At 58.2% G+C, this 20,205-nt stretch carries 16 protein-coding genes; 6 read left to right on the forward strand and 10 right to left on the reverse strand.

Annotated features, from left to right (window positions below; genetic code table 11):
- Positions 1-19: 19 nt before the first annotated feature.
- From HUV30_RS03660 to HUV30_RS03680, 5 genes are all read left to right on the forward strand, one after another.
- Complete coding sequence (locus tag HUV30_RS03660) at positions 20-1,582, forward strand: type I restriction-modification system subunit M (RefSeq protein WP_174404081.1); 1,563 nt, start codon at positions 20-22, stop codon at positions 1,580-1,582.
- A complete protein-coding gene (locus HUV30_RS03665) occupies positions 1,582-2,784 on the forward strand; it encodes a restriction endonuclease subunit S (RefSeq protein ID WP_174404082.1) in 1,203 nt (400 codons plus the stop codon). Before HUV30_RS03660 ends, HUV30_RS03665 begins: the two co-directional genes overlap by 1 nt.
- A gap of 37 nt (positions 2,785-2,821) precedes the next feature.
- Positions 2,822-5,998, forward strand: coding sequence for a type I restriction endonuclease subunit R (locus tag HUV30_RS03670; RefSeq protein ID WP_174404083.1), 3,177 nt, complete (start codon positions 2,822-2,824; stop codon positions 5,996-5,998).
- A 105-nt stretch (positions 5,999-6,103) separates the two neighbouring features.
- A complete protein-coding gene (locus tag HUV30_RS03675; RefSeq protein ID WP_174404084.1) occupies positions 6,104-7,396 on the forward strand; it encodes a hypothetical protein in 1,293 nt (430 codons plus the stop codon).
- Positions 7,397-7,472: 76 nt separating this feature from the next.
- Positions 7,473-8,285 carry a hypothetical protein gene (locus HUV30_RS03680; protein WP_174404085.1) on the forward strand — a complete coding sequence of 271 codons (813 nt, stop codon included), beginning with the start codon at positions 7,473-7,475 and terminating at the stop codon, positions 8,283-8,285.
- A 5-nt stretch (positions 8,286-8,290) separates the two neighbouring features.
- Here HUV30_RS03680 and HUV30_RS03685 read toward each other — a convergent pair whose 3' ends face one another.
- Together HUV30_RS03685 and HUV30_RS03690 are read right to left on the reverse strand one after the other, a co-directional pair.
- Positions 8,291-8,686, reverse strand: a complete 396-nt coding sequence (locus tag HUV30_RS03685; protein WP_174404086.1) for a secondary thiamine-phosphate synthase enzyme YjbQ — start codon at positions 8,684-8,686, stop codon at positions 8,291-8,293.
- 19 nt (positions 8,687-8,705) lie between these two features.
- A complete protein-coding gene (locus HUV30_RS03690) occupies positions 8,706-8,867 on the reverse strand; it encodes a YjbQ family protein (RefSeq protein WP_174404087.1) in 162 nt (53 codons plus the stop codon).
- Positions 8,868-9,213: 346 nt separating this feature from the next.
- Here HUV30_RS03690 and selB point away from each other — a divergent pair, with 346 nt between their 5' ends.
- A complete protein-coding gene (gene selB / locus HUV30_RS03695; protein ID WP_174404088.1) occupies positions 9,214-11,130 on the forward strand; it encodes a selenocysteine-specific translation elongation factor in 1,917 nt (638 codons plus the stop codon).
- Between the two features lie 178 nt (positions 11,131-11,308).
- On the opposite strand, the gene HUV30_RS03700 is transcribed toward selB, so the two are convergent.
- From HUV30_RS03700 to HUV30_RS03735, 8 genes are all read right to left on the reverse strand, one after another.
- Positions 11,309-11,551 carry a hypothetical protein gene (locus HUV30_RS03700; RefSeq protein ID WP_174404089.1) on the reverse strand — a complete coding sequence of 81 codons (243 nt, stop codon included), beginning with the start codon at positions 11,549-11,551 and terminating at the stop codon, positions 11,309-11,311.
- A gap of 257 nt (positions 11,552-11,808) precedes the next feature.
- Complete coding sequence (gene pnp / locus HUV30_RS03705) at positions 11,809-14,085, reverse strand: polyribonucleotide nucleotidyltransferase (RefSeq protein WP_174404090.1); 2,277 nt, start codon at positions 14,083-14,085, stop codon at positions 11,809-11,811.
- A gap of 185 nt (positions 14,086-14,270) precedes the next feature.
- Complete coding sequence (gene rpsO, locus HUV30_RS03710) at positions 14,271-14,540, reverse strand: 30S ribosomal protein S15 (protein ID WP_174404091.1); 270 nt, start codon at positions 14,538-14,540, stop codon at positions 14,271-14,273.
- Positions 14,541-14,567: 27 nt separating this feature from the next.
- Positions 14,568-15,494 (reverse strand): tRNA pseudouridine(55) synthase TruB, encoded by a 927-nt coding sequence (gene truB / locus HUV30_RS03715; protein ID WP_174404092.1) that lies wholly within the window; start codon positions 15,492-15,494, stop codon positions 14,568-14,570.
- Between the two features lie 4 nt (positions 15,495-15,498).
- Positions 15,499-16,485: a DHH family phosphoesterase gene (locus HUV30_RS03720; protein ID WP_174404093.1), complete on the reverse strand. Its 987-nt coding sequence runs from the start codon at positions 16,483-16,485 to the stop codon at positions 15,499-15,501.
- 16 nt (positions 16,486-16,501) lie between these two features.
- Positions 16,502-16,792, reverse strand: coding sequence for a DUF503 domain-containing protein (locus HUV30_RS03725; RefSeq protein WP_174404094.1), 291 nt, complete (start codon positions 16,790-16,792; stop codon positions 16,502-16,504).
- Between the two features lie 95 nt (positions 16,793-16,887).
- Positions 16,888-19,962 (reverse strand): translation initiation factor IF-2, encoded by a 3,075-nt coding sequence (gene infB / locus HUV30_RS03730; protein ID WP_174404095.1) that lies wholly within the window; start codon positions 19,960-19,962, stop codon positions 16,888-16,890.
- A gap of 15 nt (positions 19,963-19,977) precedes the next feature.
- Positions 19,978-20,205 (reverse strand): YlxR family protein, encoded by a 228-nt coding sequence (locus tag HUV30_RS03735; RefSeq protein WP_174404096.1) that lies wholly within the window; start codon positions 20,203-20,205, stop codon positions 19,978-19,980.

Consider the following 20,205-nt stretch of genomic DNA (forward strand, 5'->3'; position numbering starts at 1 on the left):
CATCAAGGAAATTAGCTCCATGGTTAACGGAGACATTACCAATAGGCTCTGGGCTGCAGCAGACCAGCTTTGGGCCAACACCGGCCTTCGGCCTTCCCAGTTTTCGGTTCCGGTTCTCGGCCTCATCTTCCTGCGATACGCGGAGAAGAAGTTCGCCCTCGCAGAGGAAAAGCTCGGTCCCGTGGGATCAGGCACCCGCCGCAAGGTCAGCAAAGCCGACTACATGGCGGAAGGCGTCATCTTCCTGCGTCCTGAAGCGCGTTTCTCCTACCTTCAGCGCCTGCCGGAAGGACAGGATCTGGGCAAATCCATCAATGAGGCCATGAAAGCCATTGAGGATGAGAACGCAGACCTCAGTGGTGTGCTGCCTCATTCCTACACCCAGATCGAGAATGCGGTCCTCGTGGAGCTGCTGCGCCTTCTGGCTCCTGTTGACCTTACGGGTGACGCATTCGGGAAGGTCTACGAGTACTTCCTGGGTGAGTTCGCCCGTATGGAAGGACAGAAGGGCGGTGTGTTCTACACGCCGGAATCCATCGTTAAGCTCATCGTCGAAGTGATCCAGCCGTATCATGGCCGCATCCTCGATCCTGCGTGTGGATCCGGTGGCATGTTCGTGCATTCTGCGAACTTCGTGGAGCGTCACCACAAAAAGGCTTCCAGCGAGATCAGCGTCTTTGGTGTGGAGAAGGACCAGACCACCGTCAACCTGAACAAGATGAACCTGGCTGTCCACGGTTTGACCGGTGATGTTCGCGTTGCCAACACCTACTACGACAGGCCGAGAGACCTGTTCCCCGAAGTGGCTGCGGCTGGAGGCTTCGACTTTGTCATGGCCAACCCGCCCTTCAACGTATCCGGTGTGGACAAGGAACGGCTGGAGAAGGACGAGCGATTCTGCTTCGGCCTGCCCAAGACGGATAACGCCAACTACCTCTGGATCCAGCAGTTCTATTCCGCGCTCAATGCCACAGGTCGTGCCGGTTTCGTCATGGCCAACTCGGCAGGCGATGCGCGGAGTAGTGAGCAGGCCATCAGGCAGAAGCTCATCGAGAGCGGTGCCGTAGATGTAATCGTCTCCATTGGCTCCAACTTCTTCTACACCGTAACCTTGCCCTGTACTCTCTGGTTCTTTGACAAGGCCAAGGCCAATACGGAGCGGCGGGACAAGGTGCTCTTCGTTGATGCGCGGCATATCTTCCGGCAGATCGACAGGGCGCACCGTGACTTCCTGCCAGAGCAGATCGAGTTCCTCGCCAACATCGTACGCCTGTATCGTGGAGAAGCGCCTGAACTGGCAAGCGGGAGTGCTGCGCTGCTGGCTGAGAAAGGGCTGGCTGATGGGTATGTTGACGTGCTTGGTCTGTGCAAGGTTGCAGACATGGCCGCCATTGAAGCCCAAGGTTGGAGTCTGAATCCAGGTCGGTATGTCGGTGCTGCGGAAAGGGAAGAAGATGATGCGGACTTTGCTGAACGGCTTGAAGAACTGAATGAAGAGCTTGTGGTTCTGAACGCAGAGGCGCAGGAGTTGGAGAGTGCGATCTTAAGCAATGTGGCCCTGATGCTTGAGAGGACTGCATAATGGCTCAGGCGAAGCACACAGATTGGCCAGAGGTGGCGTTGCAGGATGTCTGTGACAAGCTCACAGTTGGTCATGTGGGGTCTATGGCGAACGAGTATGTGGAAAAAGGGATACCTTTTCTTCGTTCACAAAACGTCATGCCATTTTCAGTGTCACTCTCTGATGTGAAATTCATCTCACCAGAGTTCCATAGCAAGCTGAAAAAGTCGGAACTGAGGCCTGGTGATGTCGTCGTGGTCAGGACTGGTTACCCTGGCACAGCTGCTGTGGTTCCACCTCATCTTCCAGTCTCAAACTGTGCAGATCTCGTAATCATCCGGCCATCGAATAGGTTGGATCCATACTTTCTTTCAGCGATCTTCAACTCCACTTGGGGGAAGGGCGTTGTGGCAGGGAACCTTGTCGGAGTTGCTCAACAGCACTTCAACGTTGGCGCTGCAAAGAGTATGAGGATCGCGCTTCCTCCCCTCTCAACCCAACGCCGCATCGCGTCCATCCTTTCCGCCTACGATGATCTCATCGAGAACAACACGCGGCGGATCGAGATCCTAGAGGAGATGGCTCGGAGGATATACGAGGAGTGGTTCGTCAACTTCCGTTTCCCTGGACATGAGGATGCGAAGTTCGTTGAGACGGAGCAGGGGCGGATTCCTGAAGGGTGGAAGCGAGGGAAGCTTGAGGATGTCGTTGTTCTTCAGCGTGGATTCGATTTGCCAAAGAAGCTTCGACAGGATGGTGAGTTTTTGGTCGTTTCGGCAACGGGAGCGAGTGGTACTCATATCGAGTGCAAAGTTAAGGCTCCAGGCGTTGTTACGGGACGCTCTGGCTCGCTAGGAACCGTTTCTTACATTACACAAGACTACTGGCCATTAAACACAACATTGTGGGGAAAGGCGTACCCCCTAGGCTCTGTAGCACTGGCATTTTTCGTGCTCAATTCCATTGACCTCAAGGGATTCAACTCGGGGGCAGCCGTTCCGACCTTGAATCGTAATGACATACATGGCCTTCCAATGCCAATTCCTCCAAGCGGGTTGGTTGAGCAGTTTGATGAGTACGCTACACAGCTATTCAAGCTCAGGCAGAATTTGATCAATAAGAACGGCAACCTCCGTGTACAACGTGATCTCCTGCTCCCCAAACTCGTTTCAGGACAGATTGACGTATCAGACGCTGAGAACATGCTGGAAGACGTGGCCTAACGAACCTGTACAACTCCGAATGCAAGGCGGTCATTGAATGAGCCATACCACCTCCCCGAAGAGCTACACAGAGGATACGCTGGTAGAGAAGCCTGCCATTGCCCTGTTCACAGAGCTGGGATGGGAGGAGGTGAACCTGTATGACGAGTGGGCAGGTGGCAGCTCCTGCGAAGGGAGAGCGAACAACCACGAGGCCATTCTGGTACCTCGCCTTCGTGCTGCGCTTGCCAGCCTGAATCCCGCTTTGCCCGAAGATGCCCTGGAACAGGTCATAGCGGAGTTGACCCGTGACCGCTCCAAGATGGTGCCGGTGAACGCCAACCAGGAGTTTCACCGTCTGCTCCGCGATGGGGTGAAGGTAACGGTTCGTGATCAGCACGGGGCTGTGAGCACGGAGACGGCTCGGATCATTGACTGGAGGACACCGGAGAACAACAGCTTCCTGCTGGCTTCCCAGCTCTGGCTGCATGGCGATGTGTACCTTCGCCGTACGGATCTGGTCGCCTTCGTCAACGGTATTCCCCTTGTCCTGCTGGAACTCAAGGCTCCGCAGCGGCCCTGCAAGGATGCGTACGACGAGAACATCCGGGACTACAGGGCAACGCTGCCGCAGCTCTTCGTTCCCAACGCCTTTGTGGTAGCGTCAAACGGCTCGCAAACCTTGATGGGTAGCACCTTTGCAGACTGGGAGTTCTTCTTCGAGTGGAAGCGCATCAATGATGAGGGAGAGAAGGGCGTTGTGTCGCTGGAAACCCTCATCCGTGGCACCTGCGCCAAGGATCGCCTGCTGGACATCGTGGAGAACTTCATTGTCTACGAGGAGGCCAAGGGCGGCCTGATCAAGAAGGTGGCGAAGAACCATCAGTACCTCGGAGTCAACAGAGCCATTGCCGAAGTGCTGCGGGTGAAGGATCGCCGTGCGGGTGAGGCTGGCCGTCTTGGTGTGTTCTGGCATACTCAGGGCAGCGGCAAGTCGCTTTCCATGGTCTTCTTCAGCCAGAAGATTCTGCGTACCATTCCAGGCAACTGGACGTTCCTGATCGTAACCGACCGCAAGGAACTGGACGAGCAGATCTACAAGACCTTTGCGGCCACAGGGGCGGTGACGGAGGCGGAGGCGCATGCCACCAACAGTGACCATCTTAAGCTCCTGCTCAGGGAGGACCACCGCTACGTCTTCACGCTGATCCAGAAGTTTGGCACCCGAAACGGTGAGGTCTATCCTGAACTGTCTGCACGGCAGGACATCATCATCATTACCGATGAAGCGCACCGCACCCAGTATGATACCCTTGCCCTCAACATGCGGAGCGCGTTGCCCAACGCCGCCTTCCTCGGTTTCACCGGTACACCGCTGATGGCTGGTGAAGAGCGGACCAAGGAAGTGTTCGGCGGGTACATCTCCATCTACAACTTCGCCCAGTCCATCCAGGATGGGGCAACCGTACCGCTGTACTACGAGAACCGCATTCCCGAACTACAGCTCACCAACGACAATCTGGACGACGATCTGGCGAAGCTCCTGGAAGATGCGGAGCTGGATGAAGCCCAGGAGCGGAAGGTAGAGAGGGAGTTCGCACGGGAATACCATCTCATCACCCGTGACGACCGGCTGGAGGCCATAGCCGAGGATCTGGTCAAGCACTTCACCAGTCGCGGATATCGCGGCAAGGGTATGATGATCTGCATCGACAAGGCCACCGCTGTGCGGATGTACGACAAGGTCACCGCACACTGGCAGGCGCACCTGAAAGCCTTGAAAGCGGCATTACCGTCCGTTTCGGATAGCGAGCGCGAGGGGCTGGAAGCCAAGATCCAGGATATGGAAACCACCGACATGGCGGTCGTGGTCTCCCAGAGCCAGAACGAGGAGGCCGATCTGAAGGCCAAGGGGCTGGACATCCGGCCTCATCGCAAGCGGCTGATTCGGGAAGACATGGAAGAGAAGTTCAAGGATCCCTCGGATCCGCTGCGTCTGGTCTTCGTATGCGCCATGTGGATTACGGGGTTCGATGTACCCTCATGTTCCACCATCTACCTCGACAAGCCCATGCGTAACCACACCCTGATGCAGACCATTGCCCGTGCCAACCGGCGTTACCCCGGCAAGCAGGCGGGGCTGATCGTGGACTATGTCGGGGTGTTCCGTAGTCTTCAGAAGGCACTGGCTATCTACGGTGGTGCTACAGGTACGGAGGGTGGAGAGTCGCCCATCCAGAGCAAGGCCGAGCTGGTGGAGTACCTTAAGCACCTTATTGCCGAGGCCACAGCCTTCTGCACTGGGCAGGGGGTTGATACCGAGAAGATCAAGGCGGCAGAGGGCTTCCCCAAGATCGGTCTGATGGATGAAGCCATTGAGGCGATCCTCGAAACGGATGAGACCAGGAAGAAGTTCATGGGGCTGGCTGGTGCCATAGCCCGTGTCTACCGTGCCATCCTGCCGGATCCTGTGGCGGCGGAACTCTCAGCCGATGTTGTCCTCTTCTCCGTGCTGGCGCAGAAGATCAGGGCGCTGGTGGATCCGCCGGATATCTCCCACATCATGAGCCAGGTGGAGGATCTTCTGGATCGCTCTGTGGCTCCTATGGCCTACGTGCTGCCCACTGATCCGACCAAGCCGCTGATGGATCTGAGCAAGATCGACTTTGAGAAGCTGAAGGAGCAGTTCAACCTGGGCAAGAAGCGCACGGAGGCTGAGCGGCTCAGAGCACTGCTGAACCGGAAGCTCCAGGAGATGGTTGCCCAGAACCATACCCGTAAGGATTTTCTTGAACGCTTCCTGGAACTGATCAGCGCCTACAACGCGGGAAGCCGGAATATTGAGGAGTTCTTCAACGCGCTCCTCACCCTTGCCCAGAACCTGACCGAGGAAGAACAGCGAGCCATGCGCGAGGGGCTGACCGAGGAGGAGCTGGCACTCTTCGACATCCTCACCAAGCCTGTACCGGTCCTCTCGGAGAAGGAGAAGGAGAAGGTAAAGGCGACCTGCAAGGACTTGCTGGCGACTCTGAAGCGGGAGAAGTTGGTTCTGGACTGGCGCTACAAGCCTCAGGCGCAGGGGAATGTCCGCCTTACCATCGAGCGCATGCTTGACGAAGGACTGCCTGAAGCCTACGACGAGGCCACGTACACGGAGAAGTGCGCTGCCGCATACCTGCACGTGTACGACTGCTACTACGGAGAAGGACGAAGCCTGTACTCCTCCGCCCAATAACAACCTACGTACACCTCTGCCTCTGCTGGCTTCTCTGCGTTCGTCCGGTTACGGATGCGGGGTGGCTATGTTGTGGTTTGCAGAGCCAGGATGTCATACCGCGCTATGCACGTTGAACTACCAGAAGAAGACACCGACCTCACCCCAGACCGCCCATTCAATCCGTGGCGTGTTCCTGCATCTCCAGCGGTGGAGCAGCTCATTCAGGATGTTCTCAACCAGGTTCGGAACTACGAGACGCTCTACCAGCTTCGTAAGCGGAAAAGGAAGCAGGCCGACCAAGTAACCTTCGAGAAGGCTGTTTCCGCCGTGGTATGCGATCTCATCCATCAGCACCTGAATCAGCCAGAGGGGCGGGTGTTCATCACCCGATCCCATACGCGCCTGGGAACGCGAAGCCGCTACCGGCCAGCAATCTACAGCAAGGCGCTGCCTGCCATACTGGATGTCCTTGCTTCACCGGAGCTTTGCTTCGTTGAGCAGAGCCTTGGATATGAGGGCTTCTTTGGTCCTTCACAGCAGACGACTCTCCGTGCCGGTAAGCGGCTGATCTCCCGCATTGAATCGGCGGCCATTGGCCTGGACGCCATCGGTCTGTCGGAGGAGCAGGAGACCATATGCCTGCGTGATACCCGCGACAGCCTGTGGGATGAGGGGGCGATGCTGGAGTATGAGGATACGCCAGTCACCAGCGGCTACAGAGACCAGATGCGGACTATCAACCGTTGGCTCCGTCAGGCGGATTTGGACTTCGATGACCTGTATGCCGGGGAAGGCAAGGTTGTGGATGTTTCCAACCGCATGCTCCGCCGCATATTCACCCAGGGCAGCTTTGGGTCTGGCGGTCGTCTCTTCGGCGGATTCTGGCAGATGCTGAGCAGGGAAGAGCGCAGACAGGGCTTGCACATCAACGGCGAGCAGGCTGTTGAGCTGGACTATGGGCAAGCGACACCACGCATTGCCTATGGGTTGCTTGAGACCGTTCTGCCGATGGAAGACGCCTACTCCATACCTGGCTTCGAGTCTCACAGGGCAGGGATGAAGAAGGTGCTGAACGCGATGCTGTTCGCAGACAAGCCGCTTACCAGAATGCCCAAGGGCGTGAGGAAGGAGTTCAGCGCACAGCACAGCATCAGCGAGGTGGTCTCTGCCATTGAGGCAGCGCATGCTGGTCTGAAGGAGCTGTTCTACACCGGCATAGGCCACAAGCTCCAGTTCATGGAAAGCCAGATCATGGTGGACGTGCTGGTCAGGCTCATGTCAGAGGGCGTGGTAGCGCTTCCCATCCATGATGCCATCCTTGTTCCTGAGAGCAGTAAGGAGCTAGGGTTGCGGGTGATGGACACAGTATTCCAGGACCATACTGGCATAGTATCTCAGATCTCAGTGAAGGAGTAAGGTGAAGGAGGACCATGAACCAGGATCATACTCTCTACCCTTATCTCCCCTTCTCCATATGTGGGACTCATAACGTATGACGAGCAAGAGCAAAGACCACAGCAGACGTGATGACGTGGGCGATCGTGCTGCACGGCCAAACCACATGCATGGATACTGCCGTGTCATCGGGTGCAAGCATCCCGCACGGGCAGGAACGGATGATGGCCTTGATGAACGGTACTGCCGTTCGCATGCGGAACATTACCAGCGCCATGGTAGCCCGACAAAGGCTTCGTATACCGCCAAGGAGCTGAACCCATACCGTCAGGCCGCGTTAAGCTGGATCCTGGAGAATGAGGACAAGCACTGGGTGCAGGATGCGATACGGCGTGTTTCCTCCCTCTACAGCAAGGCGGGCAGACACGAGGAAGCATTCAGGCTGCGGGGGCTACCGCCCAAGGAACGAGCCAGAATCGCCATTGCTCGGCTGAGAAAGCACGGAGTGGATCCTCGGATAGTGCTGGCTGCGTGTGTGGCCGTGGAGATGATCCTTCGGGACGATCCCCAGTCTGACACGAGATCCGAGTTCAGGGATGTGCAGGTGGCCAAGGTCGTTCATCGTATGGCGTCAGGTACACACAAACGATGGGAAAGGGAGCTGCCAGCCGCTGATCCGTGGAGTCGCCCCAAGATCCACGTCCAGGAGCTTCACGCTTTTCCCCGTAGTCGAGGGCGGGTGCTGAGGCACATCGGTGCTTCTGCCATGTCCACGGCTGAGTTGTTGATCGAGCATCACCTGGATGAGATCCATGCCTACAAGCAGCTCAGGGATGAGCAGGGGCGCTTTGACGATCGTCCCTACCCGAAGGGCTGGAGAGCGCGGCCACGGTCAACAGAGGGCTACTAAGGCTGCTATGAGGGGATGTGCTTCACCCAGACGGTTCTGCTTCTCGGTCCATCAAACTCACAGAAGTACACCTTCTGCCAGGTGCCGAGCTGCAAGTCGCCCTGTTCGACGATGAGGAGTTGGTCACACCCGAACATGCTGGACTTGATGTGTGCGTCTGAGTTGCCTTCTGCGTGATGGTAATCGCCACGCAGTGGGACCAGCTTACGCATGTTGACCACGATGTCCCGCACTACGTCTGGATCCGCTCCTTCATTGACTGTGATTGCACCGGTAGTGTGGGGGCAGTAGACGAGCAGCAGACCATCAGTCCAGTCCTGCTCTCGAATGAGCTTGCGAACGGCACCGGTGATATCCAGCATTTCCTCACGGCTTGATGTTTGAACTTTCAGCTTTTCCATGTCATTCTCCGTGTGGGTATCAGTATGCACCGTTCTTGATGGTGACGGCCCCCGTGGTGTGCGGGCAGTAGAGCAGGAGCATGCCGTCCTGCCAGCCCTGCGCATTGACGAGGTTCTGCACCTCGCGGGTTATGTCGATGAGCTGTTCGCGTTCCGAGGTTCGTATGGAAAGGGTATGCATGGTGTGTTCCTGCTTCCTGCTTTTCTGGCCATTCCAGTTTGGTCAGTCTGGTCTGGCGGCCCGTAAGGTCTGGCAGACCGCATCGGCGTGATTCGCGCTGCCTCGTCCCTGAAGATTGTGAAGATGCGTGAAGAGCTTGAGGGCGCGGGAGTGCCGCATCGCCTTTCTCAAGTATGTCTTCTTTGCATGGGCCGCGCAACCGCTTGTTCAGATCGGATTTTTCTCCTACAACCAAGGTTGCATCGGGCCGGAATTGCGGCATTATCCGCCATCCCTGCACACTGTCACGTATTCTGTCCGCCGCAAGGCGCGATCTGCCTTTCATCTGCATAGCCAAGGAGCTTTCATGCCTGTTGTTCTGGGCACTGCCGGACATATCGACCACGGAAAGACAACCCTCGTGAAGGCACTGACGGGCATAGATTGCGACCGTCTGGAAGAGGAGAAGAAGCGCGGCATTACCATTGAGCTGGGCTTTGCCTTCTTCGGTTTGCCGGACGGAACCCGCATGGGCATAGTGGACGTGCCCGGACATGAGCGCTTTGTGAAGAACATGGTTGCCGGGGCCTCGGGTATTGATTTTGTCATGCTGGTCATTGCCGCGGATGAAGGGGTGATGCCCCAGACCCGCGAGCATCTGGAAATATGTTCGCTGCTCGGCATTGAAACCGGTTTTGTGGCCCTGACCAAAACCGACATGGTGGATGAGGAATGGCTCGCTCTTGTTCAGGAAGATGTGGCGAATTTTCTGCAGGGTTCCTTTCTTGAGGGTGCCCCCATCTTCCCTGTGTCTTCGCACACAGGCGCGGGGCTGGACGAGGTTCGGCAGTACATCGTCCGCATGGAAAAGGAACTGGCACCCCGTCGGCGTTCCGACCTTTTCCGCCTGCCGGTGGACCGCGTGTTCACCATGAAGGGCCACGGCACGGTCGTTACCGGCACCATGATTTCCGGTTCCGTGGCCATCGGCACGGATGTGCAGCTGTACCCGCACGACACGCTGACCAAGGTGCGCGGACTGCAGAGCCATGGCGGCACCGTGGAAGTTGCCCCCGCGGGCAGGCGCACGGCCATAAACCTGCACGGCCTCGAGGTTGCCGACATCGAACGTGGCGATGTGGTTGCGCTGCCGGGATCGCTGTTCCCCTCCCAGACGTGGCATGTGGAGCTGCGTTGCCTTTCCTCCGCTCCCACACCGCTGAAGAACCGCACGGAAGTGCATGTTCACCACGGCTCTCGTGAAACCCTGGCGCGTCTCTATTTCCCAGACAGGGACAAACTTATGCCCGGTGAAACGGCTCTGTGCGAAATGCGCTTTACCGATCCCATGGTCGGTGTGTTCGGCGACCGTTGCGTCATCCGTTCCTTCTCTCCCCTGCGCACGGTGGCGGGCGGCAAGCTGCTGCATCCGCATGCGCAGCCGCTGCGCAAGAAACATCCGCGCTATGCACAGATGCTTGAAGCCCTGCAGAGCCTGAGCAAGGCCGAACCGGATGACCGCATCCGCCTGCATGTAAGCATGGCGGGAGAAACCGGCGTGAGTTTCCGTGAACTGTGCATTCTGACGGATATCGAATCAAAGGCTCTGGAAAAGGGACTGAACCTGCTGGGCGGCAAGCAGGAGCTTGCATGCTTTGACAAGGAAGAACGCAGTTACGTTTCTGGCGGCATTCTGGAAGAGCTGGGCACGACGGCACTGGACTTTGTGGCAGACTATCACCGCAAGGAGCCGCTCAAGCCGGGGATGCCCCGCGGCATGCTGACCTCAGGCTGGGGACGCAAGCTTGCGCCCAAGCTGGTACACTTTGTTGTGGAGCGGCTCATAAAGCAGGGCAAGCTGGCAGTGGAAGGCGACGTGATGCGTATTGCCGGTCACAAGGTTTCCCTTGCGGCGGATCAGGAAGGGCTGCGCGCAAAACTGCTGGAAGCGCATGCCGCTGGCGGCATTACCCCGCCCAACCTGAAGGATGTGCTTGAGCCCCTGAACGTGGACGTGAAAGAGGCCGGTTCGGTGCTGCGGCTCATGGAGGGCTCAGGCGAGCTGGTCAAGGTGAAGGACGGCATGTACTTCCATGGTCCCGCCATGGAAAAGCTGGTGGGCATGGTGCGCGAATATTTTGCGACTCACGATGACCTTGGGCCCAATGAATTCCGCGATCTGACAGGCCTGTCCCGCAAGTACCTCATCCCGCTTCTGGAATATTTCGACAAGGCACGCATTACGCTGCGCGTGGGTGACAAGCGCAAGCTGCGCGGGGCCTGATAAGGACGCTCGTTGACTGATCGCAGCCCGAGATCAGTATCATATCGTGGCGATAGCAGCTCATGCGCACGCTGACGGCTGCATAACGCTGCCAACATAATGCCATATCAATGAAAAAGCCGCCTGTTGGCGGCTTTTTCATGTGCAGTATCAAGGGGCGTTCTGCAGAGCGCGCTTCCTAGAAGAGGAAGGCACGCAGCATGTGCAGCAGGCCGGTTCCGGAGGTCTGCGGTGCAGGCTGTTCCGTTTGTTCTCCGGCGGGCAGCGGAAGTGTACTGGCTATTTCTTCACGGAATTTCGCGAAGGCTTCTTCCAACTTCTGCTGCTGTCTTTCCCTCTTGCGGGCTGCTTTTTCCTGCTGGCGAGACAGCTTTTCCATTTGCTTCAAATGGTGCTGCACCAGATGGTCAACTGAGTACATGGCTCTCTCCGACGTGGCTTTCTGGCTGTGCCAGGATTTATCCCCCCACGCTAGAGCCTTGGGGAACAGTTCCCGAAACTGTCCGTCAAGGTGGAGGTACCTTATGCGCCAATCACTGCACACTGTCAATACGGGGCGGGAGTGCCGAAGGCGGGCCAAGGCGCATGGTCAGTAGCTTTTCGGAGCAAATGGCAGAAACCTGTAGGGCAAAAAAAACGGGCGCCGGAGCGCCCGTTTGAATGGCATTTCAGAGAAGCTTAGCGACGGCCGCCGCGGTCACCGCCGCGTCCGCCACGATCGCCACCACGATCACCGCTGCGACCGCCACGGTCGCCGCTACGGCCTCCACGGTCACCGCGATCGCCGCGGTCACCACGGGGAGCACCGCCGCGGGGGCGTGCAGTGTCTTCGGGGTTCCAGGGGGTACCCTGAGCTTCCAGCAGAACAGCCTTGCGGCTTGCGCGGATGCGTCCGTCGTTGATTTCGATGACCTTGACCTTCATGTCTTCGCCAAGGGCGCAGATGTCTTCGGTCTTTTCAACGCGGGCGATATCCAGCTGGGAAATGTGCACAAGGGCTTCCAGGTTGGGCAGGATTTCGACGATGGCGCCGATTTCGAGCATCTTCTTTACCTTGCCCATGTAGTCCTTGCCCACTTCGGCGCGCTGGTCGTAGTACTGGACCATTTCGCGGGCCTGTTCCAGCGCTTCAAGGGTGGGGGCGAAGATGGTGACCTTGCCGCTGTCCTCGATATCGATGGAAGCGCCGGTGGCGCTGGTGATGGCCTTGATGTTCTTGCCGCCGGGGCCGATGATCACGCGGATGACTTCGGGATTCACTTCCAGAACGTCAATCTGCGGTGCGTAATCGGACAGCTTGGGACGGGAAGCGGGCAGTACCTTGGCCATTTCTTCCAGAATGTGCAGGCGGGCAACGCGGGCCTGTTCAAGGGCGCGGGCCATGACATCGGAAGGAATGCCGGAGATCTTGATGTCCATCTGAACGGCGGTAACGCCTTCTGCGGTACCGGCGATCTTGAAGTCCATGTCGCCGAGGGCGTCTTCATCACCAAGAATGTCGGTCAGCACGAGGTAGTCGTCGCCTTCCTTGATAAGACCCATGGCGATACCGGCAACCGGTGCGGAGATCGGCACGCCTGCGTCCATGAGGGACAGGCAGCCGCCGCATACTGCAGCCATGGAGGAGGAACCGTTGGATTCCATGGTTTCCGACACAACACGCAGGGTGAAGGGGAAATCGTTGCTGGAAGGAGTAACGGGGCGCAGAGCCTTTTCTGCCAGTGCGCCATGGCCGATTTCGCGGCGGGAAACGCGCACGGGCTTGACTTCGCCCACGCAGTAGGGAGCAAAGTTGTAGTGCAGCATGAAGCGCTTGGTCATATCGCCGGTCAGCGAATCCATGCGCTGTTCGTCAGTCGAGCTGCCGAGGGTTGCCACAACCATGGACTTGGTTTCGCCGCGTGCGAACAGGGCGGAACCGTGGGTACGGGGCAGCAGGCCGGCTTCGATCTTGATGGGACGCACGGTGGTTACGTCGCGGCCGTCGATGCGCAGGCCTTCCTTGTGGATGCGTGCACGGACGATCTTCTTTTCCAGAGCGGAAAGCATATCAGAAACTTCGGCGAGGGGAGTGGGATCTTCCACGTACTGGGGATCTTCCGCCAGCGTAGCCAGAACCTTTTCCTTGATTGCCTTGCGTGCATCCTTGCGGGCCATCTTTTCAGGAATCTGCAGGGCGACTTCAAGTTCGGCCTTGGAAAGTGCGGTTACCTTTTCGAGCAGTTCGGTGTTAGGCACCGGAACTTCAAAGGACTGCTTTTCCTTGCCGAGCATGGCGCGCAGTTCTTCCTGTGCGTCCAGCAGGGGGGTGATTTCCTTGTGAGCCCATTCCAGAGCCTCGGCAACCACTGCGTCGGGCACGAACTTGGCTTCGCCTTCCACCATAACCACGGCGTCGCGCGAAGCGGCGAACACGAGGTTCAGGTCGGCTTCAGCCATTTCGGGGATGGTGGGGTTCAGCACGAATGCGCCGTTGATGCGGCACACGCGGGCACCGGCAACGGGACCGTTAAAGGGAATGGAGGACATGGTGAGAGCGGCGGATGCGCCGGTCAGGGCCAGAACGTCGGATTCTTCCTTCTGGTCGGAAGAAATGACGTTGGCAAGCACCTGTACTTCATCACGGTAGCCCTTGGGGAACATGGGACGGATGGGACGGTCGATAACGCGTGCGCACAGGGTTTCGCGTTCGCTGGGACGACCGATTTCACGGCGGAAGAAGGAACCGGGGATGCGGCCTGCGGCGTACATCTTCTCGGTGTATTCCACGGTGAGGGGGAAGAAGCCCATATCGCGTACGAGAGGCTGGGAGCAGGCGGTTACGAGCACTACGGTGCCGCCGCACTGAATCCAGATGGAGCCGTCAGCCTGATTTGCAAGGCGACCGGTCTCGAAGGTGATTTCTTTTCCGCCGACGGTCTTTACGATGCGTTTGGCGTCGAAAATGTTTTCCATAACTGTGAATCCTTTCTTCTTTTGCGCAAAGGGGATTCCGGGGAGAAAACCTTTCCATGGACTCTGCCATGGACAAGGGCAAGGTACTCTTCCCGGACCCCCCTTTCACGCGACTGCGTATGTACGGCCGCTATGGCCGTGTGAAGTTAAACGGGGAACCCCGTACGGGGTTCCCCGCAGAAAGCCTACTTCCGGAGGCCGAGCTTTTTGATCAGTTCGCGGTAGCGCTGAACGTCCTTGCTTGCAAGGTACTTCAGCAGCTTGCGGCGCTGGCCGACCAGCTTCAGCAAGCCGGTACGGGAGTGGAAGTCTTTCTTGTGATCCTTGAAGTGATCAGTAAGGTACAGGATGCGTGCGGTCAGCAGCGCGATCTGTACTTCAGGGGAACCGGTATCGCCTTCGTGCTGGGCGTGTTCCTCAATAATGGCCTTCTTCTGTTCAGGCGTCATTACCACAGCAATATCCTCCGAATGTTAGGATTGTTACTGCCACAATCCGCGAACGATGGTCCAGGCGGGCTGCCGTTGCACTATCTGCGTCTCGGCAAGCGCCAGAGGAGTGTGGTCCGGTCCGAGAAGCATTGCGGAAATCCCTACGGCAAAGGGCATATTGGCAATGGTTTCCGGATTGTAGGGAACCGACATCCCGTTTCGCACATTCTTTGCCATTTCTTCGTCAAGGACGATCTTGGGCCATTCCGGCAGGGCTTTTTCCAGCGGGATGACCTTTTCGGGCAGGGTGTGCGGCGCTTCGAGTATCGCGTCTAGCGTGTGTGCCTCGTCCATCGAGAACGGGTGGCTATATTCCCGGATGAGCTCTGTAAGCACCGCCCCGCACCGCAATCGCAACCCCAGGCTGTGGGCCAGGGATCGAATGTAGGTACCGGAGGTGCAACGCACCCGGAATCGCACATACGGCAGTTCAAACGACAGAACTTCCGCATGCGAAATATTGATGGTCTTTGTCTTGACCGGAGTCTCCTTCCCCTGTCGCGCCAGCTTGTAGAGCGCCTGCCCGTTGTGCTTGGCAGCAGAGTAGGAGGGAACTTCCTGTTCGCTTTCGCCGAGCCAGTTGCCCACTTCAGTGAGCACGTCTGCTTCGGTGATATGGTCCCACGGGGCGGTGGCAACTATTTCGCCTTCCGCATCCCAGGTATCAGTGGTCTCGCCCAGTTTGATGGTGCCGGAGTAAACCTTGGCGCCACCGGACATCAGATGGCCGGACAGTTTGGTGCCCTGTCCCAGCAATACGATAAGCACACCCTGAGCCATGGGGTCCAGGGTGCCGGCGTGACCTATTTTCTTTTGTCCCAGTCGTTTAATCTTGCCTATGCAGGTACCCGAAGAGGGCCCCTTGGGCTTGTAAACGACCAGCACACCATCCTGCTGTGCTGGATATTGCTCTGACATATACTTAAGCCTGTTTTCCGTCCAGTGCCAACTTCTCGGCAAGGATGGCGATAACTGCTTCCACGGCTTTCGGCATGGGCATGTTCAATGTTGCTCCGGCGGCGTTTCTGTGTCCGCCTCCGCCGAATATGGCTGCCACTTCCTGCACGTTCAACACGCCGTGTGTGCGAAGGCTTATCTTGCATTTGTCGGGTCCGAGATCACGCAGGGTCATGGCGACCTTGACGCCGTAAATGCGGCGCAGGAAATTCACGATTCCTTCGGAATCTTCCATGGTGGTTCCGGTCTCTGTAAAGAGGGAATCCGGCAATGTCATGTATGCCACTTGATCGTCAAGGGCGAGGTGAACATTATCAAAGAGCCTGCCCCACAGGTGGATGCGGTTAAGCGACCATGTCGCCTCGGAGCGCGCGGTAAAGGATTCGAGGTCGAGTCCCCTGCGCAGCACCTCAGCTGCAATTTCAAGGGTGCGGGGCGTGGTGTTGCCGTAGGTGAAATTTCCGGTATCCGAGCCGATGGCAAGATAGATGGCTTCGCCGAGCGGGCCGGTGAGCATGATGGCAAGCCGGTCAGCAAGTATGGCGAGCATTTCGCCAACGGCTGCGAACTCGGGATCAATCCAGTTCACATCGGCAAATTCGGGAGTGCGCAGATGATGGTCCATGCAGATGCTGGGTACGCCCTGCATGAAACGCTGCATGGCTTCTCCGGCGCGCTCTGCCGAACCGGAATCAAGCACGATGATACGGCGGGGGGCAAAGGGCAGGTCGCCAAGATCGGTATAAACCTCGCAGGGAAATTCGAGCCAGTTCAGATAGCGGGGTACGCCGGATTCATTGTAGGCGGCCACTCTTTTCCCCATGCGGGAAAGCAGCCACGAGAGCGCGCTCATGGAGCCGATGGCGTCGCCGTCGGGATTCACATGGGCTGTGACGAGAAAGTCGTCTTCTTCCTTGAGTATCTGGGCAATATTGGCAATAACTTCCTGCATATACCTGCACCTGCGGCTATTCTACACCGAAAAATTCCATGTCGCTGTAAACCATTTCCTCGGAACAGGCAGCTTCCATCATGCTCAGGCATTTGGTGAGCCTGCTCTGAAGATGCCGCTCGCTGTTGCTGACTGAAACAATCTTCAACTTCAGACGGCTCAGGGAGTCCTCGGAACCCACTTCGGCAATGGAAACATTGAACTGGTTGCGCACTTTCTGCTTCAGGCTGTTGGCTATGCGTCTCTTTCCCTTGAGGGAATCATTGCCGTGCAGCCAATATTCCACGGAAAGAACGCCTATTACCATTATAGAGCCTGCTCTGGTATGTGCGGTTGTGTTCCGGCGGATAACGTCGGGAAAATCCGGAGCCGGACACAGGGTCCGGCTCCGGTTGATGTGCTTTAGAGAGTGGCGGCTTCTTCGACAGTGTCGAAGGCTTCGATGGCGTCGCCAGTCTTGATGTCATTGAAGTTCTCAAGACCGATACCGCATTCGTAGCCCTTGGCCACTTCCTTCATGTCGTCCTTGAACCGTCGCAGGGACGAGATCTTGCCGGTGTAGATAACCACACCGTTGCGCAGCAGGCGTACGCCGGCGTTGCGCAGGATCTTGCCGTCTTCCACGATACAGCCGGCGATGATGCCGACCTTGGGAACGCTGAAGGTTTCGCGCACTTCGGCCTGACCGAGGTACACTTCCTTGACCACCGGGGCGAGCATGCCCGCCATGGCGGCTTTGATCTCTTCAACGAGCTTGTAGATAATGTCGTAGAAGCGGATGTCCACACCTTCACGGTCTGCAACTTCCTTCACCTTGACGGTGGGGCGGACGTTGAAGCCGATGATGACGGCGTCGGACGCGGATGCCAGCAGGATGTCGGATTCCGTGATGGAACCGGCGCCGCTGTGGATGACATCCACCTTGACCTTCTCGGTTGCCTGCTTGCGCAGTGCCTCGATGATGGCTTCCACGGAACCCTGCACGTCGGCCTTGAGGATGACATTGAGGGTCTGAGCTTCCTGCGCGTCGGGACGACGGGACAGGAAGGTTTCCAGCGTTACCTTGGATTCGCGGGCAAGGGTGCGCTCGCGAGTCTTTACGGCGCGCTGTTCCGCAATGCGGCGTGCGACCTTTTCATCTTCCAGAGCCACGAACTCTTCACCGGCTTCCGGCACACCGTCAAAGCCCTGCACTTCCACAGGAGTGGAAGGACCGGCAGAGGTGACCTTCTTGCCCTGATCGTCGAACATGGCGCGTACACGGCCGGAGAAGGAACCGCAGACGAACACGTCGCCCTGCTTGAGGGTACCTTCCTGCACGAGTACGGTAGCCACGGCGCCGCGACCCTTGTCGAGCTTGGCTTCCACGATGTGGCCGCGTGCAAGCTTGTCGGGGTTGGCGCGCAGTTCGAGAATTTCGGACTGCAGTGCCAGCAGTTCGAGCAGATCGTCGAGGCCTTCGCGAGTCTTCGCGGAAACCTTGGCGAAAATGGTATCGCCGCCCCAATCTTCAGCCACGAGGCCCTGTTCGGAGAGCTCGCGCATAACGCGTTCGGGGTTGGCGCTTTCCTTGTCGATCTTGTTCACGGCAACCACGATCGGCACTTCAGCTGCCTTGGCGTGGCTGATAGCTTCACGGGTCTGCTCCATCACGCCGTCGTCGGCTGCAACCACGAGAATGACGATGTCCGTCACCTTGGCACCGCGGGCACGCATGGCGGTAAACGCTTCGTGGCCGGGGGTGTCGAGGAAGCACAGTTCGCCGCGCTTGGTGGTCACATGGTATGCACCGATGTGCTGCGTGATGCCGCCTGCTTCACCGGAAGTGATGGTGGACTTGCGGATGGCGTCGAGCAGCGAGGTTTTACCATGGTCAACGTGACCCATGATGGTAACAACGGGCGGACGGGGGCGCAGGTTCTCTTCGGTATCAGCGTCCTGTGCACGGGGCAGCAGGAGTTCCTGTTCGGAGAAGCCCACCTTTTCCACTTCGTAGTCGAATTCGGCGCATACGAGGGTTGCGGTTTCAATATCAAGGGACTGGTTGATGGTGGCGAAAACGCCGAGCTGCATCAGAACCTTGATGACCTCGGAACCCTTCACGCCCATCTGGTGGGCCATGTCGGATACGCGAATGGCTTCATCAACCTTGATCTTGCGCTTTGCAGCCTTCAGGGGCTGGGTGGAACCGGACATATCCTTGCGCTTGCCGCGCTTGGGCTTGCGACCGCGTACCCACTCATCGGACCCGCCCATGGCCTGATCCTTGATGCCCTTCTTGGCGCCGCGGGTACCCTTCTTGCCGAAGTCTTCGCCGCCATCGGTGCGCGTGCCGAAATCGACAGTGCGCTTCGCCTTGGCGTGACGCTTGCGGGATTCGTCCGTACCGGGAGTAGGAATGTCGGTTGCGGGGCGCTGGAATCCGCCGCCGGGACGGGGAGCACCACCACCAGCAGGCCGCTGACCTGCGGGACGCTGAGGACCGCGGGCGTCCTTGTCGTCACGGTTGTCGGGACGCGGAGCACCGCCGGGACGGGGAGCGCCACCGGGACGGAACTGGCCGTCAGGACGGGGAGCGCCGCCGGGGCGGAACTGGCCGTCACGCGGTCCACGATACCCACCACGATCTCCACCGCGATTGTCGCCGCCACGGTTGTCGCCGCCGGGGCGGTTGCCGGGACGGTTGTCGAACGTACGTTCAACACGTTCCGTGCGTTCTGCCGGGGGCTGCGGTTTTGCCGCTTCGGGATCGGGCAGGGAGATGATGCGTACCTGAGGCGCTGTAAATTCTTCACGCTTCTTCGGCTTCTTCTTTTTCTTTCTGCGCGCAGCTTCGTCGTCACCGTCTGCATCGTCTGCACCTGCGGGGCGCACTTCAGCATCGGGCTTGACCTGAGCGGGTGCGGCGGGACGTGCAGCCGGAGCGGATGCGGCCTTTTCAGGCTGCGCCTGCTCGGCGGCTTTGGTCTCCACGGGCTCTGCAGCTGCGGAACGCTCGGCGGGAGCGGTTGCCGCCCGTGCCGGTGCGGACTGCTGGGGGGCTTCAGCGGTCCCATCGCTTGCGGGCTTGATAATGCGGACCGAAGGCGTTTCAGGAGCCTTGGGTGCTGCCGCGTCCGCAGGTTTGATGATGCGTGCCTTGGGTGCATCCGCCATGGGGGCGGAGGCAGCTTCGGGACGCACTATGCGGGCCGGAGTGTCAGCAGGCTTTGGGGTGCGCGCGGGTCTGGAGCCACCCTGTTCGGTGCTCTGACGACGACGCACGATAACGCCGGAAGCGGTTTCCTTACGCAGCACTTCACGCTGCGAAGGTCCGTTCTTGGCGCGGTCCTTGATGCGCGGAATGTCTTCCGTGTTCAGTGCGCTCATGGCACTCTTGGCAGGAATGCCGAGTTCCCTGAGCATAGTCATGAGATCCTTGACGGATACGCCAAGATCAGCGGATAAATCTTTTACTTTAGTCTTTTCGTCACTCATACTTTCTAACCCCCTTTACTTCCGCCGAACCTTGAATCGCGCCAGTCTTTGTGCGCACTCAGGATTGCTGCAGATGTAATAACCCCGGCCCGGGAGCACCTGCTTCTCATCGAAGACAAGTGCTGTATCATTATTCCCCGCCGAGGGGCAGACGTATCGCAGAAGCTCGCCCTTGGCGTGTTTGCTTCTGCATATTACGCACATGCGCGTAGGCGCATGTGCTTTCCGGATAGTATCAGCCAT

Origin of the sequence: Desulfovibrio subterraneus, assembly GCF_013340285.1 — a bacterium.
Taxonomy (GTDB): Bacteria; Desulfobacterota; Desulfovibrionia; order Desulfovibrionales; family Desulfovibrionaceae; genus Halodesulfovibrio; species Halodesulfovibrio subterraneus.